A 24,972-nucleotide genomic window follows, 5' to 3' on the forward strand; every position below is an offset into this window, starting at 1 on the left:
TTATTGTGGTGTTCGCGTTCGCTGTACGGTTCTTGGACCGCTACTCTGCTCTTAGAGGACTGTGAGGTTCTTGGGGTGGTTGGTGGTTTGTTGGTTTTGCGGTGGTGATAGTGGTGGGGAAACGCCCGGTTAACCGTTCCGATCCCGGTAGCTAAGCCCATTCGCGCTGATGGTACTGCAACTTGGTGGTTGTGGGAGAGTAAGTGACTGCCGCAATATTTTTTGATGGGTTTGGGGTCATTCCACTTTGTGGGGTGGCCCCTTTCTCGTATTCAGGAGTAGGTTGCTCAGATTCTCTTGACACCAGGTGAGTTGATGGTGCGCGGCCTATCGGGCAACGATGGAGAACCTTTCCGCGCATGATCGCACCCACATCGCCCCTGGTTGGGTAGTGTGGGCCGCACATACAGAAGGAAGGTACCGCCCATGCTCAATCGACTGCACGATACCCTCAGGCTCCGGACGAATCCGGCGATCTTCTTCTCGTCGGCCGCGGTCATCATATTGTTCGTACTTGCTACGATCTTCTTCACTGACGCCCTCGATACCGGAGTTTCTGCAGCCTCGGATTGGCTGCTGACGAACCTCGGTTGGTTCTATATCCTCGGTGTCACCGTGTTCTTGGTCTTTCTCATCTACATTGCGGCCTCGCGATATGGTCGAGCGAAACTCGGTCCGGACAATGAAGAGCCAGAACACTCGAACGGTGCCTGGTTCGCTATGTTGTTCGCTGCCGGCATCGGTTCTATCCTCATGTTCTGGGGAGTGGCAGAACCAGTCAGCCACTTCGGCGATCCGCCACGAGCCTCGCTCGGCATCGAACCCGGCACCGTTGAAGCGGCGACGGACGCCATGAACTTCACCTACTACCATTTCACCCTGCATACCTGGACGATCTTCACCCTTCCGGCTCTATGCTTCGCCTACTTCATCCACAAGAGGAACCTTCCACCGCGTGTGAGCTCCATCTTCCAGCCGATTCTCGGTGAGAAGATCCACGGTCCCATCGGGAAGCTCATCGACGTCGTCGCCATCATCGGCACGGTATTCGGCATTGCTGTATCTATCGGTCTCGGCACACTGCAGATCAACGGTGGTCTGGCAGAGATCATCGGAATTCCAGAGAATGCACTCTGGCAGCTGATCATCATCGGTGTCGTCTGCGGCCTGGCAACCATCTCCGTGTCATTGGGCCTGGACAAGGGCATCAAGGTTCTGTCGAACATCAACATCGTCATTGCGGTGCTGCTGCTGATCTTCATCATCGTTCTGGGACCGACGCTGTTCATGGCCCGCGGCATCTTCGAGTCATTGGGCACCTACATTCAGACTCTTCCTGAGTTGGCACTGTGGAACGATACGTTCGCCGATACCGGCTGGCAGAATACGTGGACAGTCTTCTACTGGGCGTGGACGATCACCTGGTCGCCCTTCGTCGGCATCTTCATCGCCCGAATCTCCCGTGGTCGCACGATCCGACAGTTCGTCATCGGAGTCCTCGCTGTTCCCTCGGCCTTCTCCATCCTCTGGTTCGGAGTCTTCGGCTACGCATCCTTCGACATCGAGTTCAACAAGGGTGGTGGCCTCGTCGATCGTGTTGTCGGCGAGGGAGACATCCCAGGAGCGCTGTTCGCCTTCCTCGATCACTATCCGCTCGCAGGGCCGGTGTCGGTGATTGCGATCATCCTGGTCGTCATCTTCTTCGTCACCTCGGTGGACTCCGCTGCGCTGGTGGTGGACACGATGAACAACGGTCACGAGGACTTCAATCCGTTGGGTCAGCGCATATTCTGGGCAGTCTCTGTTGCTGTTGTCACCGCGGCCCTGCTCGTCTTCTCTGGTTCGGGCGGGCTCGAGGCACTGCAGTCGACGATCATCCTCGTCGGGCTGCCGTTCTTCATCATCGCGTACTTCCAGATCTACGCTCTCATGCGCGCGTTGCGCGAAGACGCAGGTGAACTGCCACGTGTGCGGATGCGCAAATGGAAGAAGGTGCTGCCACCCGAAGAAGTTGAGCGCAGGACCGATGATGATGACGTCTTCGGGCACGAATACGACGAAGATGAAGAGGTCGTGATTACGCCTGAAGCTGTTGAGCCGGCTCCTGAGTTCCGTGACCCCTACGTCCCGGGTGATGGAAGGAAGAAGAAGCGCTATGGAACGCTGGCCAGCCGAACAGGCAGCGCCAAGAGCGAGCCGGAACATCCAGGTTGACGCGAGTGAAGTGACGCGTCCCGCCTAGGACAGGCTAGGGGACTGGCCAAGCCTGCGTGCCGGGTGTGGCCAGTCCCTCTGCTTTGATCAGACTGAGCCGATGTATAAGCCGGGGTGCTCAAGCCCGTCCGGGAGGGACACATCGGTCACCGGACAGGGTTTCCACCGCACCGTTAGTGTTGGTTGATGTGGAAGAGGGCCCCGCTTGTCAGCGAGGCCCTCTTGGGTGGTCCTTATCTCTCAGAACACTGACCGGCGTCGACCGATCAGGATTCCGTGATGAGGCGTCAGGATCCTGCTTTGATCATTTCGGCGCACTTCTCACCCATCATCATCACTGTGATGTTCGGGTTGACCGTCGTGATCTCCGGCATTGCGGAGGCATCGACGACACGGAGTCGATTGACACCCTTGACTCGCAGCTGGGGATCCAAGGGCGATGACTGGTCATCGGCTGCACCCATCCGCGCCGTGCCCACCGGGTGGTAGACGGTGTTGTGGGTGCGGGTGATGTAGTCCTCGATCTGCTCATCAGTCTGGACATCCTTGCCGGGGAAGAGTTCCTCACCGGCCCACTCGGACATGGCGTCCTGAGCCACGATGGCACGAGCCTTGCGGATACCGGCGATCATGACACGCATATCGTGGCCCTCAGGGTCGGTGAAGTACCGAGGATCGACGTAGGGCTTGTCCCGGAAATCACGCGAACGCAGGCGCACGGTGCCGCGTGAGCGGGCATGCGTGACGTTCGGAGTCAGACAGAAGGTGTTCTCCGACGTCGGGTAGCCCTGACGCAGTGTATGCATGTCGAAAGGCACGGAACCGTAGTGCATCATCAGGTCGGGGCGGTCCAAGCCTTCTTCGGTGGGGGTGAAGATTCCGGCCTCCCACCACTGGGTGGAGTCGTCGACCATCGGCTTCTTCGCATCCCAGGCGATGACACCTTCGGGGTGGTCCTGCAGGTGTTCACCGACACCCGGCGAATCGACGCGAACATCGACACCCACCTCGGCGAGGTGATCCTTGGGACCGATTCCCGAGAGCATCAGCAGCTGAGGAGTGTTGATCGCACCAGAGGAGACGATGACTTCCCGCTTGGCTTCGATGCGCTTGGTGTGGCCGAAGGCGTTGTTGACGACGTGGACGCCGGTGCAGTTCTCCTGATCATCGAACTCGAGGACCTTGGCCTGAGTGTCGGTGAGGATCGTGAGGTTCTCACGGTCGAGGATCGGGTGCAGGTAGGACACCGAGGAGGACGAACGGGTGCCGTCGGCCTTCCGGTTGACCTGGAAGAAGTTGGCACCGTTGATGACGGTTTCGCCTTCGTTGAACTGAACGCGGGGGATGCCCTCCTGCTCACAGGCGTCGAGCAGGGCGACACCGCATGGGTCATTCGGCGGCACATTCATCAGGTGCACGGGGCCGTCGTGACCGTGGTGGTCACCGGGAAGCTCGTTGCTCTCCAGCTTCTTGTACAGGCCGAAGGTGTCCTTCGATCCCCACCCGGTGGCGCCGAACTTGGTCTCCCAGTCATCGAGATCCTCACGCGGGGCCCAGAAGGCGATGCACGAGTTGTGTGAGGAGCAGCCGCCGAGGACCTTCGCCCTGGCATGCCTCATATGAGAGTTGCCGTGCTCCTGCTTCTCGATGGGGTAGTCCCAGTCGAAGCCTGACTCGAGGAGTTCCATCCACCGGTTGAGGCTGAGGACGACGTCTTCGCCGACGTCGGTCGGGCCCGCTTCCAGCAATCCGACGCTGACCTCGGGATCCTCGCTGAGGCGCGCGGCCACGGCAGCGCCCGCGGAGCCTCCGCCCACGACGACATAGTCAAAGCTATGAGTAGTTTCCACGTTCTGATTCTCCTTATTTGCTGTGATCGGGGAACCAGCCGGTGACGGCGGGCTCGAGGTTCTGGTAGATGTGCTTGGCTTCCTGGTATTCGGCCAGACCGGTCGGTCCCAGTTCGCGGCCGAAGCCCGACTGCTTGTATCCGCCCCACTCGGCCTGTGGCAGGTAGGGGTGGAAGTCATTGATCCAGATGGTTCCGTGGCGCAGACGCTGGGCGACCAGCTGAGTCTTGCCCGCATCCTGGCTCCAGACCGCCCCGGCGAGACCGTAGTAGGTGTCGTTGGCGATCTCGACGGCCTCATCGACCGTGGAGAAGGTCTCGACGGTGACAACAGGGCCGAATGCTTCGTCGGAGACGACAGACATTCCGCGCTTGACCTGGTCGAGGATGGTGGGCAGGTAGTAGTAGCCCTTCTCCAGATCGCCCTCGCCCCATGTGCCGCCGCAGCGCACGCGAGCGCCTTCGGCCACGCCCTTGTCGACATAGGCGGTGACCTTGTCGCGGTGGGCCGCGGAGATGAGCGGTCCGGTTTCGGCATTGTCATCGAAGGGTCCGCCGAGGCGGATCTGCTGAGCACGCTCGACGAGGCGGTCGACGAACTTCTCGGCGATGGATTCTTCGACGATGAGTCGGGCCCCTGCGGAGCAGACCTGACCGGAGTGGACGAATGCGGCGTTGAGCGCGTTGTCGACAGCGGCCTCGAAGTCGGCATCGGCGAAGACGACGTTCGGGTTCTTGCCGCCGAGCTCGAGTGCGATCTTCTTCACGGTTGCTGCCGCGTTGGCAGCCAGCAGGCGTCCTGTGACCAGGCCGCCGGTGAAGGAGACCATGTCGATGTCCTCATGAGTCGACAGCGGTGCACCCGCATCGGCGCCGGCACCGAGAATCAGGTTGCCGACTCCTGCCGGAAGTCCCAGCTCTGCGAGCACCTGCATCGTCAGGATCGCAGTGTGCGGGGTGAGTTCGGCAGGTTTGAGGATGAACGTATTTCCGGCTGCCAGGCAAGGCGCGATCTTCCAGGCGGCCTGCAGCAGCGGGTAGTTCCACGGGGTGATGAGGGCACAGACGCCGACGGGCTCGTGGACGATGCGGCTGGCGACCGTGTCGGTGCCGGCGTCGACGACGCGGCCGGCGTCATTGGCGGCCAGTTTGCCGAAGTAGTCGAAGCAGTTGGCGATGTCATCCATATCGATCTCGGACTCGACATAGCGCTTGCCTGTGTCAAGCGATTCGGCGCGGGCGAACTCTGCCTTGCGCTCCCGCAGCACCGATGCGAACTTGAGGAGCAGATCGCCCCGCTCGCTGGCGGGCACGCTCGACCAGACGCCCGAGTCGAAGGCGCGACGGGCGGCAGCGATTGCGAGTTCGGTGTCTGCTGGGCTGGCTTCGTCCACCTCGGCGACGAAACTGCCGTCGGCTGGATTATGGATCTCTCTGATCCCGCCGTTCTGGGCCGAAACCCACTGTCCATCGATGAAAAGCGTGTTGGGCACGATGTCTCCTATTCCTTGATGGTGAAAATCATTGAGATTGAGTCTGTCTTGGTCACCCATGTCGAAGTGCGAGTCCTTGCTGAGTGCATGTCTCCTCTTTCCGCTGGTGGTGACGCTTCCGAGAGCCACGATATGCGAACAAGGGCATCCGATGCTCAATCGGATGAACAGAGTCACAGATTGCCGACGATACTGTGCGCACATGCGGCCTTGCACGGTCTGGGGTGAAGGCTTCCGTGTCTGCGAGGGGTCCGGAACAGTCGTTGCTGTGTGGAACCTCGTGCTGCGATCTGTGCACTGAGCCTGCGGTGACAATGAGCACAATTGTCGGGACGTCGATAGAGTATTTGAAACACCGGGTAATCATGCAACGGTGCCTGATCTGGGTTCCGGTATTCAGGTGTGACATCAGGAAAGGGGCAATTGCTGATGTAGTTTCATGTGGCGATAATGCGGTTGAAGCGGGGACGTGAAAAGAGTGGACCAGCATGCTCGAATTTTCCACACCAGGCTTCATGAATCCCCTACTGACCGCGATGAGATGACCGTGTGTCCCCATATGCCGTTGCTGAGGGCACGGTTCGCCACGATTCTAACAGAGCACTTAGAGGCGATCTTGCTCTGATGTTATGGCCTGATGCCTAATAGGGGAGTGGTCCGCCTAACCATGCAGCGCCGCTTCGTCCGATGAATCGAGGTGGTCGGAGACTGCGGATTGTGTGGCCCGGACCTGACCGGTGGCTGCGAACGAGAACTTACCGTGACCATCGCATCACTTTGTCGACAATGAATTCGTGTTCCCACGCACACGACTTACCCGTTTCGAGTGGACTAGAATGGTGCGGAATCATTGAAAAGACTTTATAGGGAGAATCGTGGCCCCAGGGGATTCGCGAGACAGCCAGCAGAACCGCCGCTCGGACGGCGGGCGCCGCTCAGATCGCGACAGCAATCACAATCGTCGACAGGACTCCCACCAGTCCCGGGACGAGCGCGGGTCACGTAACTCCGATCGTCGCGACGACCGCCGAGGCGGCTATCAGGGCAATCGCTCCAGCGATGGTGAGCGCCGTGGTGGTTACCAAGGCGACCGTTCCAGCGATGGTGAGCGTCGTGGTGGTTACCAGGGCAACCGTGGCAATGGTGGCGACCGTCGTAATGATGGTGAACGCCGTAGCTTCGGCGGCGACCGTCGTGATGATCGTCGTGGTGGATACCAAGGCGACCGCAATAAGGACGGTGACCGTCGTGGTGGTTACCAAGGCAACCGCTCCAGCGACGGTGAACGCCGTGGCGGTTTTCAGGGTAACCGTTCCAGCGATGGTGAGCGTCGTGGTGGTTATCAGGGTAACCGCTCCGGCGATGGTGAGCGTCGTGGTGGTTATCAGGGTAACCGTTCCAACGACAGTGAACGCCGCAGCTTCGGCGGCGACCGTCGTGATGAGCGTCGTGGCGGCTACCAGGGCGACCGCAATAAGGACGGTGAACGTCGCGGTGGTTACCAGGGCAACCGCTCCAGCGACGGTGAACGTCGCGGTGGTTACCAGGGCAACCGCTCCAATGATGGTGAGCGTCGTGGTGGTTATCAGGGCAACCGGTCCAACGACAGTGAACGCCGCAGCTTCGGCAGCGACCGTCGTGATGAGCGTCGTGGTGGATACCAAGGGGACCGCAATAAGGACGGTGACCGTCGTGGCGGTTACCAAGGTGACCGCTCCAATGATGGTGAACGCCGTGGTGGATCTCAGGGCAATCGCTCCAGCGACGGAGAACGTCGTGGTGGTTACCAGGGCAACCGCCGCGATGACCGCGGAGGAAGCCGACGTCGCGACGGCGGCGGTGACCGCGGAGGCTTCGGGCGTAACAATAATGACCGCAGAGCCGTGCGCTCTACCGAGACCGGCGAATACGCACGCGAACAGCGCGCACGCCGTCCGCGCATCCAAGAGCCGCCTATTCCCGAAGAGGTCACCGGCAAGGAACTCGGCAAAGAGCTGCTGGGACAGCTGCGTACCCTCGACAAGGAGAACGCAGCAGCAGTTGCCAAGCACCTCGTCTCAGCCGGAGGGTTCCTGGATGTCGATCCGGAACGCGCCTACGAGCATGCGAAGGCAGCCATGGCCCGCGCGGGTCGCGTTGGCCTGGTCCGAGAAGCACTCGGCATTGCCGCCTATCACGTGGAGAAGTACGACGAGGCAGTTCGCGAACTGCGCACGCACCGACGAATCTCCGGCTCGAACGACAACATTGCGCTCATCGCTGATGCAGAACGCGGTCGTGACAAGCCTCAGAAGGCTATCGAGCTGTTCGAGTCAGCCGGTGAGCTTGAACTCGACAACGATGCTCGCACCGAACTCGTCATCGTTGCCGCCGGAGCGAAATCGGACCTCGGTGAACTCAAGGGCGCACGGGCTCTGATCGAAGCCGAAGACTTCACCCAGAAGCCAAGCGGTGCGCTGGTGCGCCTGATGGCCGCATATTCTGAAGTGCTGCGCCTGCACGGGGAAACCGAGATGGCTGACAAGTACGAAGAGCTCTCGCGTCGCACTGCCAAGGCCACGGGCACTCTCTTCGGGGACGAAGAGCCAGACCCCAACCTCGGCGTGGAAATCGAGACCGTCGAAGAGATCGACGATGATGAGCCTGCCTCACTCGACGATGCTCCTGCTGAGGCTGAGACTGAGACTGAGTACGGCTCGGCACACGATGCCGATGCTGTCGGCATGGCCGGCGTTGACAACAGGGACGCTGCAGAACTCGAAGATGCTGAGTTCGACGATGCCGAGACCGAGCGTCCGACCGCGGCTGGTTCAGGCGCCGATGATGTCGATTTCGACGATGCAGACGCTGAGGGCGCGGGTGAAGCAGAGTTCGACGAGGACGCTGGCGACGCCGAGGCCGATGAGGCCGACGAAGCTCCTACGGTCAGCCTCGTCGCAGACAACGCCATCACAGATGCCGTTGCTGACGCGGCTGGAGACGATCACGTTCCGGCGAAGTCGAAGACGCACGTCTCAGAGAAGGAACTGAAGAAGGTCAAGGTCTCCGACGAGGAGATCGAAGCTGAACTCGACGAACTGCTCGAGGATGCCGAAGGAAGCGCCGCTTCCGATGAGGAGACTTCCGAGTCCTCCGAGGAAGAAGCTCACGCGGACCCCGAAGCATCGGGCACGAGCCTCAAGCCTGCCGACAATGCGAGCTCAGAGGAGACGAACGTCTCGTATCGGCTGAATGGTCATCAGTGACGCCAGTCGCCAACGCAGCAGCACCGGTCGATCGACGTGCGCCTGAGGAATCGGGCGCACCGATCGACTGTGTGCTGTTCGACCTCGACGGCGTCGTCTACCACGGTCCGGAGCCGATCTCCGGAGCAGTGGAGGGCATCAACTTCCTCCACGAGCAGTCCATCCCCGTCAACTATGTGACGAACAACGCTACCCGCACCGCCGAGGTGGTGGCCGAGCACATCTCCACGCTGGGAATCAACACGACACCGGCTGAGGTGACCACCTCGGCGCAGGTGCTGGCCGGACGGCTTGCCGAAAGATTCGGAACCGGGGCACTCATCTACCTGGTGGGCGCAACCGGACTGGCCACGGCGCTGGAATCCGAGGGACTGACACTCACCCACAATCTGGATGACGGCCCCGTCGCCATCGCTCAGGGCCTCGACCCGGACATCACGTACCAGGCGATCGTGCGCGCCTGTGAAGCGATCACATCAGGCATCGAATGGTGGGCGACCAACCCCGACTATTCGATGGTCGGTCCCAGGAGCCGAGTCCCAGGCAATGGGGCATTCATCGACATGCTCTCCAAACTCACCGGTGCACAGCCGACCGTCGTCGGCAAACCCGCCCCGCACATGATGGAATTCGCGGCACGCAGGATCAGAGCCCAACGACCTCTGATGGTCGGAGATCGCCTCGACACGGATATCGAAGGCGGCAACTCAGCAGGGTTCGAAACCGCTCTCGTCCTCACCGGCGTCCACGACATTCATGACGCCCTCCGTGCCCGTCCCGGTCTGCGTCCCACCTATATCCTGCCCAGCCTGCGTGGCCTGCCGAAGCTCATTGGCGGCGAGGATGCGCAAGAATCGGCCGACGGAGCGCTTGGATCTGCGGGCTGTCGGATCGTCGATGGTCAACTGTGCCTGGACGATTCTGCCCACGTTGGGGCCGCCATCGTCCAGGACGCTCTCCGACTAGCATGGGAGGCGATGGACCGCGGCGATGACGTGGCTCCAGGGAATCTGCCACGGAGGATCCATGACTGAACCGATGCACGAACCACAGCAGAACGACGAACCACAGCAGAACGACGAACCACAACAGGCCGAAGCGCCTAGCCAGCCGGCATCGCCGAGCCGACCCGTGCCACAGGCTCCCACCCCGGCTTCTGTCAACGGTGATGTGCCCGTTGAAAACTGGCGCCGTGACCTTGAGCAGATCGACGAAGCACCAAGCACCGAACGACACGGACTCCTGTCCACGCTCCTTGATGACCTCGACTCTCAGGTGAGTTCGTTGTGAGCCGACTCGACCGCGAACTGGTCGAACGGGAACTGATCGCCACCCGGTCCCGAGCGGCACGGGAGATCGCTGCCGGACGGGTCAGCATCAATGGCCGAGCAGCCGCGAAGCCCTCGCAGGATGTGACAGACGCCGACGAGCTCACAGTCACAGAACCCGACCCCTGGGTGGCACGCAGCGCACACAAACTCCTCGGTGCACTGGAGTCCTTCTCCATCGCTGACTTCGCAGGCAGAACCGCGCTCGACGCCGGTGCCTCCACCGGCGGATTCACCCAAGTCCTCCTGCACCGGGGAGCGAAGGAAGTCTGGGCCGTCGACGTCGGACACGACCAGTTCGACGCGGGGCTTCGCCAGGACCCACGAGTCCGTGTCCGAGAAGGCCTCAACCTGCGTGACCTGGAGAGTTCCGACGTGCCGCAGGTCGATGTGGTCGTCGCCGACGTGTCATTCATCTCCCTGCGCCTGCTGCTGGCTCCGCTGCTGGCAGCCACACAATCCACCGGCGAACTGCTCCTCATGGTCAAACCCCAGTTCGAACTCGCCCGTGGTGCACTCGACAAGCACGGCGTCGTCTCCACCGTGAGCAAGCGACGGCGGGCCCTTGACTCCGTCCTCGCCGGTATCGCCGAATACGAGGCCCGCGTGGTCGATGTCGCGGGATCCGTGCTTCCCGGTCCCAGTGGAAACCTGGAGTACTTCCTGCGTGTTCGACCAGGGAAAACACGAACCGAGTCCGATAGGCTCAACGAGGCGGACATCGCAACCCATCTGGATCAGATTATGAGAGGAGAGCCGTGAGCCGACACATCATGGTGCTGCTGCATCCCCAGCGCGAGGAATCAGCAGTGGCAGCAGTGAGCGTGTGGAAGGCGCTCCTCGACGACGGAATCACCCCAGTCGTCCTCGACGAAGAGGTCCTCGACTTCGCCGAACGCAGTTCCCACGCCGACGTGCAGCAGGAACTCCTCAGCCGCTGCGAGGTCATCGACCCAGCCCAGCTCGCGACCTGGAAGACAAGATGCGAACTCGTCATCGTCCTCGGCGGCGACGGGACGATCCTGCGGGCAGCCGAACGCTTCCACGGTTCCGGGGTCCCGCTCATGGGCGTCAACCTCGGACACGTGGGATTCCTCGCCGAGAGCGAAAGAGAAGACCTCGCCGAGGCTGTCCATCGGGCCTCCCAGCGTGACTACCTGGTTGAGGAGCGCCTCGCCCTGGACGTCACCGTCTGGCACGAGGGGGAGGCCATCTACAACGCCTGGGCCCTCAACGAGGCCACAATCGAGAAGACGTCGAAGGCCCGCATGATCGACGTCGTCCTGGGCGTCGACGCTCGACCGGTATCGTCGTTCGGCTGTGACGGTGTCATCCTGGCAACACCGACCGGTTCGACCGCATATGCCTTCTCCGCAGGCGGTCCCATCGTCTGGCCCGAGGTCGAAGCACTGCTGCTCATCCCGATCTCAGCCCACGCCCTGTTCACCGAACCGCTCGTCGTCAACCCAGACTCCCGCCTCGGCGTGGAGATCTCCCCGCGCAATCCCGACTTCTCCGCCGTCCTGTGGTGCGATGGCCGGAGAGCCCTCGAACTGCCAGCCGGGGCGCGGATCGAAGCCAAGCGTTCACAGTCACCGATCAAACTGGCCCGACTTCACACCGGCCCCTTCACCGATCGATTGGTGGCGAAGTTCCGACTGCCTGTCTCCGGTTGGCGGGGACCGATCGAGGAGGCGTAGATGATTTCCGAACTGAGAATCTCCCACCTCGGCGTGATCGCCGAAGCAGAGGTCGAACTGTCCACAGGCTTCACCGTCGTGACCGGTGAGACCGGTGCCGGTAAGACGATGTTCGTCTCAGCACTGAGCCTGCTCATGGGCCGCAAGGTCGGTTCAGGTGTGGTTCGCAAAGGCGCAGAGAAGGCCGAGGTCGAAGGAATCTTCTCCGCCGTCACCGACTCGGTGCGCTCCCGCATCGAAGAAGCCGGAGGCAGTGCCGAGGATGAAGCCATCATCTCCCGCACCGTGGCACAGAAGGGCCGCGCCCGCGCCACCGCCGGTGGACGCACCGTCCCCATCTCCGTGCTGACCGAGATCTCCGATGAGCTCATCACCCTCCACGGACAGTCCGAACAGCTGCGACTCAAAGGCCCCGCCCAACAGCGGCAGCTGCTCGACGCAGCGGGAGGCCCCGAACTCGAGGCTGTGGCTAGCAGATACCGTGCAGCATTTGAGAACTGGCGCGAAACCCAGACCCGGGTCGCCCGAATCAAGGACAGCACCGCGGCCAGACGGGAGAGGATCCTGTGGCTCGGCGGCTGCCTGGAAGCCATCGACAAGGTCCGTCCGGTCCCAGGCGAAGATGAAGCACTGACCGCGCAGGCTGCGAAACTCGGAGCCGCGGTTGAGATCACACAGGCCGTCGGCAGTGCCCACGACCTCCTTCTCGGCAGCGAACTCGACGATGCAGGCGCCGCCGTCGACCACGTGCACCAGGCGATCAGCGCGCTGACCGATGTGGAATCCGCGGACCCGGAACTGGCTCGAATCAAGGCCGCCCTCAATGACGCGGTCCTGCGTCTGTCCGATTCCGCCGCAGAGCTCAGCTCCTACCTGACCGGATTCGACGAACTGGGGGAGACCTCACTTGAAGAGACCGAAGCTCGCAGAGCCGAACTCGGATCGTTGTCCGCCTACGGGCAGGACGTGGCCGAAGTGCTGGACTTCGAAACACGCTCAGCTCAGGAACTGGCCGAGCTCGAAGCCGATGATCGCGATCTCGGACAGCTCGACGCCGAACTCGACGAAGCACGCAGCGCAATGGAAGCTGCCGGCAGCGCGCTGACAGAGATCAGAACCGCGACGGCAGCATCCTTCTCCCAAGCCGTGAGCGCAGAGCTCGCCGCCCTGTCGATGCCGAAGGCCCAGGTGACGTTCGAACTCACCGAACGGGAACCGACAGCACACGGCTGCGACGATGTCCGTCTCACCTTCGCCCCACACGATTCCTCGGCCGGTGATGACATCGGCAAGGTCGCCAGCGGTGGTGAGCTCTCACGCGTGATGCTCGCCATCGAAGTCGTCCGCGCGGCGGGGGAGGCCATCCCCACCTACGTCTTCGACGAAGTCGACGCCGGTGTCGGAGGAAAGGCCGCCGTCGAGATCGGCCGACGCCTCGCCAAACTTGCTGAGAACGCACAGGTCATCGTCGTCACTCACCTGCCCCAGGTCGCAGCCTGGGCTGACACCCACGTCACCATCGTCAAGGACGACGACGCCGAGACCGTGAAATCCGGCGTCAGAGAACTCAGCGAAGACGAACGGGTCATCGAACTCTCACGCATGCTCGCCGGAATGGAGGACTCCTCCTCAGCGAAGGCCCATGCAGCCGAACTCCTCGACTCAGCACGGCAGGTCAAGACCGGTCAGACCGCGCTGACATGAGAGAATGGGCGGACCATGAAAGTGCGTAGAACTCGGGAGAAGCTCACAGTCCCAACCAGGTCCGGCCCGGCTCCTGCCAGACTCGATCGGCGGACGAAAGACCTCACCAAACGTTTGAGCGCAGGCGATATCGCGGTCATCAAACACGCCGACATCGACCGGATCTCTGCCGAGGCGCTCGTTGCCTGCAGACCCGCCGCAGTCATCAACGCGGACAAGTCGATCTCCGGTCGCTACCCCAACCTGGGGCCGGGAATCATCGTCGACGCCGGAATCCCGCTCATCGACGCCACCGGCCCGGAGATCTTCGACCTGGTCGAGGAGAACTCCCAGATCAGCATCGCCGATGACACAGTGCTCCTCGACGAGAAGGAGATCGCCACCGGCATCGTCCAGACCTCGGAGACGATCGCGGAGGACATGCACGCAGCCGAGGCCGGGATGAACTCCGTGCTCGTGGATTTCGTCGACAACACGATCGAATACATCCGCAAGGACTCGGACCTGCTCTCGGCCGAACTTGTCGTCCCCGAGGTCGCCACTAAGTTCGACGGCAGACACGCCCTCATCGTCGTCCGCGGCTACCATTACAAAGAGGACCTCGCGATCCTCGCCTCCTACATTCGGGAGTATCGTCCGCTTCTCGTCGGTGTGGACGGTGGAGCCGACGCCATCATCGAAGCCGGTTACAAACCCGACATGATCGTCGGCGATATGGACTCCGTGTCCGACACCGCGCTGACCTCCGGGGCCGAGATCGTCGTCCACGCCTACCGGGACGGAAACGCACCCGGAACCGAGCGCGTCCATTCCCTGGGCGTCGACTGCGTCGCCTTCGCCGCCTCGGGCACCAGTGAGGACATCGCCATGCTGCTGGCCGACGACAAGGGCGCAAGCCTGATCGTGGCCGTGGGCACACACGACACCGTGATGGAATTCCTCGATAAGGGCCGAAAGGGCATGGCCTCGACTTTCATCACGCGCCTGCGAGTGGGTTCGAAGCTCATCGACGCCAAGGGAGTCTCGCTGCTGTACCGTCAGCGGATCTCCAACCTGCAGCTGAGCATCCTGATCATCGCGGGACTCGTCGCACTCGGTGTGGCACTGTTCGCGACAGCTGCCGGCCAGACGCTCATCGGGCTCGTCGGAGCCCAACTCGACGGGGTCTTCGGTTGGATCGGCTCCCTGTTCGGCGGCGACCCTGCCGCATCCTCAGAATCTGCCAGCATCATTCAAGGACTGACCAGTGATTGATTTTCGTTACCACCTTGTCTCACTCGTCTCGGTCTTCCTGGCCCTGGCGGTGGGAATCGTCCTGGGCGCTGGACCGCTGAAGGAACCGATCGGTGAGTCCCTGCAGAGCCAGGTCGACTCACTGCGCGCCGACCGTGACGATCTGCGAGCGAAGATCGATGCAGCCAACGGCAACATCGACAAGCAGAACGACTTCGTGACCTCTGCCGCCCCCGAACTCATCGGCGACACGCTGAAGGGCGAAGACGTCAGCATCATCGGCGCACCGAAGGCCGACCCCGAGCAGGTCGAAGAGGTCACCAACCGAATCAAGGAAGCCGGCGGAAAGATCGGCGGAGACGTCTCCTTCGTGGACAACACCCTGTCGCTGACGGACTCCAAAGACTTCCTCAAAACCTTGAGGGACTCGGTGCCGAGCCTGCCGAAGGACGATTCGACGGCGCTTCGGTCTGCCCTCGTCATCGCTCTCACGGGCAAGGCCACGATGCTCGAAAGCGGCAAGGACCGGGACGCTGCGGAGAAGAAGTCCTCCGGAATCTTCGACGCCTTCGTCGACGCGGGACGCCTGCGCACCGACACCGACCACAAGCCGACCTCGCTCTTCGTCGTCATCGATGATGAGAATTCGAAGCTCGCCGATGAGACCGAGCCCAGCCCCGAAGCGACCAATGACAAGGCGAACCGCACCCTCATCACCGATTTCATCAATTCGCTGACCTCCGACTCGACGTCCGTGGTCGTGGCCGGAGACGCGGGCTCTGCCCAGAACGGGCTGGTGTCCATCCTCAGGACCGAGAAGTCGCGGGCCAGCACCGTCGACGGGCTCGGGCTGGGAGCCGGGGCCGTCATCACCGTCCGCGCCCTTGCCGCAGGCGAAGCCGGGACCCACGGTCACTACGGCTTCTCCGATGATGCCGAAGAGATCATGCCAGGAAAGGACTGAGATGATCCGCTCACTCGTCAGCTCCGCCGTCGCCGGCCTCCTCGGCTACACGGCGACCAAAGCGATCCTGTCCTCGAAGCTGCGCACCCATGACAAGGTCGTGCGTACGAACCATGCCGGCCATGATGTCTCCCTCGTCGAAGGTCCAGCGGTCACCGCGGGACTGCTCGCAGGCAGTGTCCTCATCGAAGCACCGCGTCAGCGCGCAGCGACCATGCTGGTGACCACCATCGCCGGAGGTCTGGGTGCGGTTGATGACTTCCTCGAATCAGGTGACTCGAAGGGACTGCGCGGTCACCTCAGCGCCCTGGCCCAGGGCCAGATCACGACCGGTGGGCTCAAAGTCATCGGAATCCCGCTGGCCTCGATCGCGGCTGCGACGATTCTGCGGACCGGCACATGCACAAGCAGCCGCGGGCTGTTCTCCTCGAACTCAACGACCGCAGACCAGACCTGGTTCGGTTCTACGGTCGACGTCATCGTCACCGGGGGAGTCATCGCCGGAACGGCGAACCTGTTCAATCTGCTCGATCTCCGCCCTGGACGCGCACTCAAGGCGGGGCTGCTGACGCTGTTCTTCATGCCCCACAAGCACGGCCTGACCTGGGCGCCCAGCGCAGCCATCGCCGGGGCCAGCGCCGCGGCGTGGCCAGACGACCTCGACGGTGCGGTGATGCTCGGCGACACGGGCGCCAACGCCCTCGGCGCCGCATTGGGCACGATCGTCGCCGAGAACTCGACGGCCACCCAACGTGTTCTGGTGCTGTCTGGCCTGGTCGGCCTCACCCTGCTGAGTGAGAAGGTCTCGTTCACCTCCATCATCGAATCCACCCCCGGACTGCGTGAGATCGACGCCTTCGGCCGCGAGGCCGTGTGAGTAAGCTGGTTCGAGTCTTCGCCTCTGCGGCGTTACTCGTCTCGGTCATCACCCTCTTCACCCGACTCATCGGGTTCCTGAGGTGGTTGGTCTTCTCGCCGACTGTGGGTGCTGGCACCGTCGGCACCGCCTACCAGTCGGCGAACCAGGTTCCCAACATCCTCTTCGAAGTCGTCGCCGGCGGCGCGCTGGCCGGGGCCGTCATTCCGCTCCTGGCGATTCCCCTGGCACGCTCGGACAGGGAAACGGCGGGACGGATCGCCTCGGCGCTTCTGACCTGGGCCGTCTCAGTCACCCTGCCGTTGAGCATCATCCTCGCGGTCTTCGCCGACCCGATCGCCAACCTGCTGATCGAGGATGGGGACGAGCAGCACAGAGCGACCGCGGTATTCCTGCTCATGTTCGCACCTCAGCTCGTCCTCTACGGCATCGGCGCCGTGCTCACCGGTGTTCTCCAGGCACACCGGAAGTTCCTCTGGCCGGCATTCGCGCCGCTGCTCTCGAGCCTCGTCGTCATCGGATGCTACTTCGCCTACCAGGCAGTCGGCGGCACCGACGGCACCTGGCAGTCCCACATCGGCTGGCTCGGCTGGGGCACCACGATCGGCGTCGCGGCCCTGGCACTGCCGTTGGCTCTGCCGATGCGCTCGACCGGTCTCAAGATCTCGCCCACCTGGACCTTCCCTCCCGGTGTCGCCCACCGTGCACTGCGACTGGCCGGAGCAGGAATGGCCGCGCTGCTCGCTCAGCAGGCGGCGGTGGTGATGACGCTGCGAATGGCGAACTACTCCGGCGGTGAAGGCACCTACGTCCTGTTCGCCTACATCAACGCCGTCTACCTCCTGCCCTACGGGGTGCTTGCGATCCCACTTGTCACGGTCATGTTCCCCTCCCTGTCCGGATGGGTGGGACGGACCAAGGATCCCGATGCGAGCGCCGAGGACAGAGAAACGGCCACGCTGCGCCTGCACCAGCTGACGTCGACGACTACGACGGTCATCGTCAGCATCGGCCTGCTGGGCACGGTGATCCTGATGACCGCAGCCGGAGCCCTGGAGACGTTCTTCACTGCCATCGATGCTGCCAGCGGACACGCATCAGCGCCCTTCTCCTCGATGAGCCAGGCGATCATGGTCATGGCCCTCGCAGTCCCCGGCTGGTCCTTCGTCGCCTGGGGGACGCGCGTCTTCTACGCCATGGAACGCTCCCGCCACGCGGCCGTGGCGACCACGGTCGGCTGGGTCTTCGTCATCGTCGGCATGGTGCTCGCGATCGTGGTCACAAACGCGGACGGAGACGCCGGCCTGACCCTCGTGGCAATCTGCGCCGGCTATGTCCTCGGCATGAGCGTTGCCGGTCTGTTCCTGCTCATCTCGATGCGCCGGGTCCTGGGAGCGGCTGGCCTGCGCGGCATTGTGCGCCGCAGCCTCCTCTCCCTGCTGGCCGCGGCCGTCGCCTCAGCCGCCGGTGTCCTCGTATCCGGGTGGCTGGTCGACTCTCTCGGCACCGCAGCCGTGGGCTCGGTGATCAACGGCGTGGTCTCCGCCCTCGTCGGCGTGGTGATCTTCATCGGCATCCTCGCCATCGATCGCAGCTATCTCGCTGAGGTGCGCGGACTGCTGTCGAATCGCCGAGGTGGTCCCGACCTCGCCGAACAGACCGACCCTGCCGTACAGGCGCCGCGACCGATGACTCCGACAGAGAATGAGGATGAGAGATGAGAATCGTCTACGTGCTCGGCACATCGACCGGGGGTGTCGGCACCCATGTGCGTGCCCTGGCCCGTGACCTCGCCGCCGCCGGCCATGAAGTCGGGGTCATCGGTCCCGCTTCGACCGATGAGCACTTCGGCTTCTCCGCCCTGCCCGGGGTCCGCTTCGCCGCACTCGACATGGGAACCGGAATCGGTGCCCGCGACGCCGCTCTGATCATCCGGCTGCGCAGGCTCATCGGCAGCTTCGACGCCGACATCGTCCACGCCCACGGCTTCCGGGCAGGATTCGTCACCCTGCTGGCAACGCGGTCCATTCGCCACCGTCCCCGCCTCATCATCAGCCTCCACAACCGGGCCAGTGGTCAGGGGCTGAGAGCCACGGTCGAGACCGGTATCGAGACTCTGCTTGCCAAGGGCGCGGACCTGACGATCGGTGCCAGCGCCGACTTGGTGGACAGGGCTCGGGAGCTCGGCGCACGCGATGCCAGGTTCGTGCCCGCCGCAGCCCCGGAGGTCCTTGAGGTCCCCGCCGAGGCGGCCGATGCCACCCGTGCGGCACTGGCCGCGGAGTTCGGATTCGGACCAGACGCACTCATCGTGCTCGCCGTCGGGCGTGTCGCACCGCAGAAGAACTATCCGATGCTCGTCCGGGCCCTAGGCCGCCTCGGCGGGCCTGAGCCGGGCGAGTCGCATGAGCCGAATGCGCGATCCGAGCGTCAAGGACCAGAACTCGTCGTCCTCATCGCAGGAGCCGCCGACCAGGCCGTCCTCGACGAGGTGCACGGGCAGTACGAGGACCTCGCCGCCACCTCGGCGGTGCCTGCTCTGCATTTCCTCGGCCCCAGAGACGATATCGCCGAACTCAATGCGGCCGCCGATCTCTATGTGCTCACCAGCGTCTGGGAGGCCCGTGCACTGGTGCTGCAGGAGGCGCTGATCTCCGGACGAGCCATCATCGCCACCAGCACGGGTGGCACGACGGAACTCGTCGGGGATGCGGGCATTCTCATCGACGACGATGACGACATGGGCCTTGCCGCAGCCATCGGTGAACTGGCCTCGGATCCCGCTCGCAGGGCCCAACTGGCTGCCCGGGCCAAGGCCCGCGGAGCCCAACTTCCCGATGAGAGAGAAGTGGCCAAAGAACTGGTGGGCATATACACGGAACTCATGTCCTCCCAGGTAGGGTAGAAGCAGCGTCGATCTAATGAAAAGGATGAGGAAATGAGCGAATCCGGCGAGGTCCACCCACTCAGCGCAGACACGAGGATTCTGCATGTACTCGCCGAAACCACGGGTCCCGTCGTCGAAGTCGCGAAACTCGCAGTGCTCGGGCATCTGCGCGCCGGCTTCAAGGTAGCGGTCGCTGCCCACCGTTCGCTGCTGGGCACATTCGGAGTCCCCGAAGAGCTGGCGGACAACTTCCGCGAGATCGAGCTGGCAGCCCGACGACGCTTCACCTTGGCAGATCCCAATACTGCATTCACTCTGCACAAGTACTACCAGCACGTGGACATCGTCCACGCTCACGGCCTGCATGCTGCGACGCTCGCCGGTCTCGCCTTCACCGGTCTCCCCGCCCGACTGCACCCGAAGGTCGTCGCGACGATCGAGTCCTTCGACGCAGCCGGCGTGATCGAGAAGACCGGCGCGGAGATCGTGGGCCGCACCGCAACCGCGCTCCTGGGCACCACCGAACCGGTCGTCGACTACTTCGGGGGCAAGGTCCCGATCGTCGAACGCGCCGAACTCGTTCACCCGGACATCGACGTCGACCTCACCGTCAGGACACCGCGCGCACAGGTGCGCCGGGAACTCGGCGTCGAAGAGGGCACGTGGATGGTCGCCAGCCCCATTGCCCTGCGCGACCACACTGCTCTGGCCACGGTCCTCGATGCGGCCGACCAGATCAACACGAAGCGGCCAGGACGTCCCGTCGTCACGGTCCTCACCGGCACGGGCAAGGACCGGTCCACGATTGAGTCCGCCTTCGCCGACCGCGGCGTCATCGTCGCCCCAGCCGATGACCTCGTCGACGTCGCAGCTGCCGCGGACGTCGTCATCGCCAGCGAGACCATGACGGGACTCAGCCATGAGGACCTCATGCAGCTGTCGAAGCCGGCGGTCTTCATCGGCAACCCGCGACGCGCCGGCATCTGGGGCGCTGCGGCCAAAGCCGTCGCAGCCGACGACACCGACGCGCTTCTGAGTGAGATCAATCATCTTCTCGACGACCCTGCCGGACGCGGAACGCAGGCCGTGGCCGCGAAGAAGCGCGTGATTGACGTGAACAACGGGGCCGCGATCTCTGCGACGCTGCTTGACCTCTACGCCGAAGTCGCCGAATCGTCGGATTCGTGAGCCCAACTTTGATAGGATCAAATCCCGTGGTGAATCGAACTGGCCCAGGCGGCACAAATACGGCAAAGCACATCTTCGTCACGGGAGGCGTTGCCTCTTCGTTGGGCAAGGGACTGACGGCTTCGAGCCTCGGCCACCTGCTCACTCAACGCGGACTCTCGGTAGCAATGCAGAAGCTGGATCCCTACCTCAATGTGGATCCCGGAACAATGAATCCCTTCCAGCACGGCGAAGTCTTCGTCACCGAAGACGGTGCTGAGACCGACCTCGACATCGGCCATTACGAACGTTTCCTCGACGTCGATCTCGACGGCGCAGCCAACGTGACGACCGGACAGGTCTACTCCTCGGTCATCGCCAAGGAGCGTCGCGGGGCCTACCTCGGCGACACCGTTCAGGTCATCCCGCACATCACCGACGAGATCAAGTCGCGGATGCGGGCCCAGGCCGAACGGCCCATCGACGAACGTCCCGATGTCATCATCACCGAGATCGGCGGAACCGTCGGTGACATCGAATCCCAGCCGTTCCTCGAGGCCGCACGACAGGTTCGACACGACATCGGCCGCGACAACGTGTTCTTCATCCACGTGTCCCTGGTTCCGTACCTCGGACCCTCCGGCGAACTGAAGACGAAGCCGACTCAGCACTCTGTGGCGGCACTGCGCTCGATCGGCATCCAGCCCGACGCGATCGTGCTGCGCTCCGACAGGGAGCTTCCAGACTCGATCCGTACGAAGATCGCCTCCTCCTGCGACGTGGAGTCCGACGCCGTCGTGTCCTGCGTGGACGCACCGAGCATCTACGACATTCCGAAGGTCCTCCACGACGGAGGCCTCGACGTCTACGTGATCCGTCGCCTCAACCTTCCCTTCCGAGATGTCGACTGGACGAAGTGGGATTGGGTTCTCGAGCGCGTCCACAACCCCGAGCACACCGTGCGCGTCGGCATCGTCGGCAAGTACATCGACCTCCCGGACGCCTATCTGTCGGTCACCGAGGCATTGCGCGCCGGTGGATTCGCCAACAACGCCAAGGTCAAGGTCGAATGGATCGCCTCCGATGACTGCGACACCGAGGAAGGCGCTCGTGAGCGTCTGTCCGGTCTGGACGCGATCTGCGTACCCGGTGGCTTCGGCATACGCGGCATCGACGGCAAGCTCGGCGCACTCAAATACGCCCGGACGAGCGGGATTCCGACCCTGGGCCTGTGCCTGGGCCTGCAGTGCATGGTCATCGAGTATGCCCGGAACGTGGCCGGCATCGACGATGCATCGTCCTCCGAATTCGATCCCGATACGCAGGTCCCCGTCATCGCCACGATGGCCGAACAGCTCTCCATCGTCGAAGGCGAAGGCGACTTGGGCGGAACCATGCGCTTGGGCACCTACGAGGCGAAGCTCGACGAAGGAAGCGTCGTCGCCGGAGTCTACGATTCGACGCTCATCACCGAACGCCACCGTCACCGCTACGAGGTCAACAACACCTACCGTGATCAGCTGGCCACGGCCGGTCTTCACTTCTCGGGCACCTCGCCCAGCGGGGAACTCGTGGAATTCGTCGAGCTGCCGGAATCCGAGCACCCCTACTACGTGGCGACGCAGGCTCACCCCGAGCTCAAGTCACGCCCGACTAAGCCGCATCCGCTGTTCGCAGGACTCGTGGCAGCGGCACTGAAGTCCAAAAAATAGGCAGGACCCCCGAATGAGCGATCTGCGCGACGAGGCCTATACGCCGACAATCACTGCATCCGACGTGGTCTACCACGGAGCGGTGTGGAACATCCGGCGAGAGACCTTCGACTTGCCCGAAGCATCTGGGCTGGTCCGTGACATGATGGCTCACACGGGTGCTGTTGCCATTGCGTGCGTGGATGAGCAGGAGCGGATCCTGCTCGTCCAGCAGTACCGCCATCCCGTCCGGGCCAGGCTCTGGGAAGTTCCCGCCGGTCTCCTCGATATCCCCGGCGAAGATCCCTTCGCCGCTGCGAAGCGAGAGCTGGCAGAAGAAGCCGATCTGCGGGCCGGACGTTGGGAAGTCCTCACCGACTCCTGCCTGACACCAGGCGGCAGCAGCGAATCGATCCGCCTCTACCTGGCCAGGGACCTCGAGCTCATCGCCGATGAGGACCGGCACGAACGCAGCGAAGAGGAAGCCGGCTTCAGATTCCGTTGGGCCAGCCTCGACGAGGCTCTCGACGCAGTGGGCGCGGGAGAGATCACGAACTCGATCGCGCAGCTGGCGATCCTGCAGGTGGACCGCATCCTGCGTGCCGAAGCCGCCGGGGAGCCCATCAGAACCCGCGGCGTCGATGCGCCCCGCCGTCTCATTGATGGCCGACCGCGAGCCTGAGGTCTGACCCATGGCCCGGCACGGTGCCGAACTGCTCCCGGAGCTGCCGCAGTCGCTGTCCCGCGCCTTCGAAACGTACCTGAACTCACTGCGGTTCGAGCGTGGGCTCTCGCGGAACTCCATCGATGCCTACGCCCGTGACCTGGCCAGGTACGGCACCTGGCTGAACGGGCAGGGGATCGGTCGCCTCGGCGAGGTCGCACGCACCCACGTCGAAGCCTTCGCTCTGCATCTGCTCGATGAGAACCTGGCTCCACGCACTCGTGCGAGAGCACTCGTTGCGGTGCGTCGTTTCCACGGATTCGCCCTCGGTGAGGGATTGGCGGCCACGGATCCCGCATCAGAGGTGAGCCCTCCACAGGAGGGGCTGCGCCTGCCCAAGGCGCTGTCACTGGACGATGTCGAAGCGATGCTGGCCACAACAGGCGGCGAGGAGCCCGCACAGGTCAGAGCGGCCGCACTTCTGGAGCTGCTCTACGCAACGGGGGCACGGATCTCCGAGGCTGTCGGGGTCGACCTCGACGACGTCGATCTCGAGACCAGCCTCGTACGCCTCTACGGAAAAGGCGGGAAGGAGCGGATCGTGCCCTTCGGCTCCCACGCTTCCACAGCACTTGGTGCCTGGGTGTCGCGGATCCGACCGAGCATGGCAGCGAAGGCCAGATCATCAGCACCGGCCGGGGCCCTGTTCCTCAATGCGCGGGGGACTCGCCTGTCGCGTCAGACCGCGTGGCAGATCGTCAAGGATGCAGGCGAACTCGCAGGGCTGGAAGCAGAAGTCTCTCCGCATACGTTCCGGCACTCGTTCGCGACACACCTGCTGGAGGGCGGGGCCGATATTCGCGTCGTCCAGGAACTGCTGGGACACGCGTCAGTCACGACCACGCAGATCTATACCAAGGTGTCAGAGGAAACATTGCGGGAAGTGTACGCGACCTCTCACCCCCGGGCGCGGTAGGGTTGGGGCAGAGAGCAACGAAAGGTGGCCATCCGGGTGATGAATACGCAACAGGCACTGGATATTCCCAAGTCGAAATCCACTGACCCTGAGCAGCAGGACTTCGACGAGCCAGCACCGCTGGACACTCATGGGCCTGCCCGCATCATCGCGATGGTCAACCAGAAGGGCGGCGTCGGCAAGACGACCTCGTCGATCAACCTCGGCGCCTCATTGGCCGCCTACGGGCGCAAGATGCTCCTCGTCGATTTCGACCCTCAGGGTGCCTTGTCCGTCGGTCTGGGCGTCAACCCCTACGACCTGGAAATCAGCATCTACAACCTGCTGATGAATTCGCGGATGGATCCGCACGAGGTCATCGTCAGCACTGACTTCGAGAACATCGACATCCTCCCGGCCAACATCGATCTCTCCGCCGCCGAAGTCCAGCTCGTGGGCGAGGTCGCCCGTGAGCAGATCCTCTCACGAGTGCTGTCAAAGGTCACCGACGAATACGATGTCATCCTCATCGACTGCCAGCCCTCCCTGGGACTGCTGACCGTCAACGCTCTGACGGCGGCGCACGGTGTCATCATTCCGCTCGAGACCGAGTTCTTCGCCCTCCGCGGCGTCGCACTGCTGGTGGAGACCATCGAGAAGATCCAGGACCGCCTCAATCCCTCCCTCGTCGTCGACGGGATCCTGGCCACGATGTTCGACTCGCGCACCCTCCACTCGAAGGAGGTCATGTCGCGCGTGACAGAGGCCTTCGATGACAAGGTCTTCGATACGGTCATCAACCGCACCGTGAAGTTCCCGGACGCCTCGGTCGCTGCCGAACCGATCACGAGCTTCGCCCCCAAGCATGCAGGCTCCGAGGCGTACCGTCGCCTTGCCAGGGAGCTCATCGCCCGTGGAGGCGCACCCTGAGCGAGACCGTACACGAAGGGTTCCAGGTTGAGCTGGAGAACTTCTCCGGTCCTTTCGACCTGCTCCTGGGC

20 protein-coding genes and 1 rRNA gene are annotated in these 24,972 nt (G+C 63.2%); 18 read left to right on the forward strand and 3 right to left on the reverse strand.

The genetic code is table 11. The features are described from left to right. Window positions 1-97 precede the first annotated feature (97 nt). Window positions 98-216, forward strand: a 5S ribosomal RNA gene (gene rrf, locus ACE03M_RS02405). A 210-nt stretch (window positions 217-426) separates the two neighbouring features. Continuing rightward, window positions 427-2,214 carry a BCCT family transporter gene (locus tag ACE03M_RS02410; RefSeq protein ID WP_143923836.1) on the forward strand — a complete coding sequence of 596 codons (1,788 nt, stop codon included), beginning with the start codon at window positions 427-429 and terminating at the stop codon, window positions 2,212-2,214. A 287-nt stretch (window positions 2,215-2,501) separates the two neighbouring features. On the opposite strand, the gene ACE03M_RS02415 is transcribed toward ACE03M_RS02410, so the two are convergent. The 3 genes from ACE03M_RS02415 to ACE03M_RS02425 all read right to left on the reverse strand — a co-directional run bounded on the left by ACE03M_RS02415 (window position 2,502) and on the right by ACE03M_RS02425 (window position 7,502). Next, window positions 2,502-4,064, reverse strand: coding sequence for a GMC family oxidoreductase (locus ACE03M_RS02415; protein ID WP_485932619.1), 1,563 nt, complete (start codon window positions 4,062-4,064; stop codon window positions 2,502-2,504). Window positions 4,065-4,077: 13 nt separating this feature from the next. Next, complete coding sequence (locus ACE03M_RS02420; protein WP_485932620.1) at window positions 4,078-5,556, reverse strand: aldehyde dehydrogenase family protein; 1,479 nt, start codon at window positions 5,554-5,556, stop codon at window positions 4,078-4,080. A gap of 998 nt (window positions 5,557-6,554) precedes the next feature. Continuing rightward, on the reverse strand, window positions 6,555-7,502 hold the full coding sequence (locus tag ACE03M_RS02425) for a hypothetical protein (protein ID WP_485932622.1): 948 nt from the start codon (window positions 7,500-7,502) through the stop codon (window positions 6,555-6,557). Between ACE03M_RS02425 and ACE03M_RS02430 the strand changes: the two genes are divergently transcribed. The 16 genes from ACE03M_RS02430 to ACE03M_RS02505 are packed head-to-tail and all read left to right on the forward strand — an operon-like array spanning window position 7,440 to window position 24,901. Beyond that, window positions 7,440-8,801 carry a tetratricopeptide repeat protein gene (locus ACE03M_RS02430; protein ID WP_485932624.1) on the forward strand — a complete coding sequence of 454 codons (1,362 nt, stop codon included), beginning with the start codon at window positions 7,440-7,442 and terminating at the stop codon, window positions 8,799-8,801. The two genes, ACE03M_RS02425 and ACE03M_RS02430, sit on opposite strands and share 63 nt — an antisense overlap. After that, window positions 8,798-9,835 carry an HAD-IIA family hydrolase gene (locus ACE03M_RS02435; protein ID WP_485932626.1) on the forward strand — a complete coding sequence of 346 codons (1,038 nt, stop codon included), beginning with the start codon at window positions 8,798-8,800 and terminating at the stop codon, window positions 9,833-9,835. Before ACE03M_RS02430 ends, ACE03M_RS02435 begins: the two co-directional genes overlap by 4 nt. Further along, on the forward strand, window positions 9,828-10,091 hold the full coding sequence (locus ACE03M_RS02440; protein WP_485932628.1) for a hypothetical protein: 264 nt from the start codon (window positions 9,828-9,830) through the stop codon (window positions 10,089-10,091). The genes ACE03M_RS02435 and ACE03M_RS02440 overlap by 8 nt, the downstream gene beginning before the upstream one ends. After that, the gene (locus tag ACE03M_RS02445; RefSeq protein WP_485932630.1) at window positions 10,088-10,891 is read left to right on the forward strand and encodes a TlyA family RNA methyltransferase; all 804 of its coding nucleotides are present in this window, start codon (window positions 10,088-10,090) and stop codon (window positions 10,889-10,891) included. The genes ACE03M_RS02440 and ACE03M_RS02445 overlap by 4 nt, the downstream gene beginning before the upstream one ends. Continuing rightward, the gene (locus ACE03M_RS02450) at window positions 10,888-11,829 is read left to right on the forward strand and encodes an NAD kinase (RefSeq protein ID WP_186293183.1); all 942 of its coding nucleotides are present in this window, start codon (window positions 10,888-10,890) and stop codon (window positions 11,827-11,829) included. The genes ACE03M_RS02445 and ACE03M_RS02450 overlap by 4 nt, the downstream gene beginning before the upstream one ends. Then, entirely contained in the window at window positions 11,830-13,533 is a 1,704-nt protein-coding gene (gene recN / locus ACE03M_RS02455; RefSeq protein ID WP_485932632.1) for a DNA repair protein RecN, read from the forward strand. 15 nt (window positions 13,534-13,548) lie between these two features. Continuing rightward, a complete protein-coding gene (gene steA, locus ACE03M_RS02460; RefSeq protein ID WP_485932634.1) occupies window positions 13,549-14,787 on the forward strand; it encodes a putative cytokinetic ring protein SteA in 1,239 nt (412 codons plus the stop codon). Continuing rightward, a complete protein-coding gene (locus ACE03M_RS02465) occupies window positions 14,780-15,730 on the forward strand; it encodes a copper transporter (protein WP_143923828.1) in 951 nt (316 codons plus the stop codon). The genes steA and ACE03M_RS02465 overlap by 8 nt, the downstream gene beginning before the upstream one ends. A 1-nt stretch (window position 15,731) precedes the next feature. Further along, complete coding sequence (locus ACE03M_RS02470; protein WP_485932636.1) at window positions 15,732-16,607, forward strand: hypothetical protein; 876 nt, start codon at window positions 15,732-15,734, stop codon at window positions 16,605-16,607. Beyond that, complete coding sequence (murJ, locus tag ACE03M_RS02475) at window positions 16,604-18,328, forward strand: murein biosynthesis integral membrane protein MurJ (protein WP_485932638.1); 1,725 nt, start codon at window positions 16,604-16,606, stop codon at window positions 18,326-18,328. The genes ACE03M_RS02470 and murJ overlap by 4 nt, the downstream gene beginning before the upstream one ends. Next, entirely contained in the window at window positions 18,325-19,512 is a 1,188-nt protein-coding gene (locus tag ACE03M_RS02480; RefSeq protein ID WP_485932640.1) for a glycosyltransferase family 4 protein, read from the forward strand. Before murJ ends, ACE03M_RS02480 begins: the two co-directional genes overlap by 4 nt. A 33-nt stretch (window positions 19,513-19,545) precedes the next feature. Then, entirely contained in the window at window positions 19,546-20,682 is a 1,137-nt protein-coding gene (locus tag ACE03M_RS02485; protein WP_143923824.1) for a group 1 glycosyl transferase, read from the forward strand. An 8-nt stretch (window positions 20,683-20,690) separates the two neighbouring features. Further along, on the forward strand, window positions 20,691-22,373 hold the full coding sequence (pyrG, locus tag ACE03M_RS02490) for a CTP synthase (protein WP_485932715.1): 1,683 nt from the start codon (window positions 20,691-20,693) through the stop codon (window positions 22,371-22,373). 13 nt (window positions 22,374-22,386) lie between these two features. Continuing rightward, window positions 22,387-23,034 (forward strand): NUDIX domain-containing protein, encoded by a 648-nt coding sequence (locus ACE03M_RS02495; RefSeq protein ID WP_485932642.1) that lies wholly within the window; start codon window positions 22,387-22,389, stop codon window positions 23,032-23,034. Window positions 23,035-23,044: 10 nt separating this feature from the next. After that, entirely contained in the window at window positions 23,045-23,992 is a 948-nt protein-coding gene (gene xerD, locus ACE03M_RS02500; protein WP_143923822.1) for a site-specific tyrosine recombinase XerD, read from the forward strand. Between the two features lie 39 nt (window positions 23,993-24,031). Then, complete coding sequence (locus tag ACE03M_RS02505; RefSeq protein WP_143923821.1) at window positions 24,032-24,901, forward strand: ParA family protein; 870 nt, start codon at window positions 24,032-24,034, stop codon at window positions 24,899-24,901. The last annotated feature ends 71 nt before the right edge of the window (window positions 24,902-24,972 follow it).

Source organism: Brevibacterium sp. AGC70 (genome assembly GCF_057334195.1).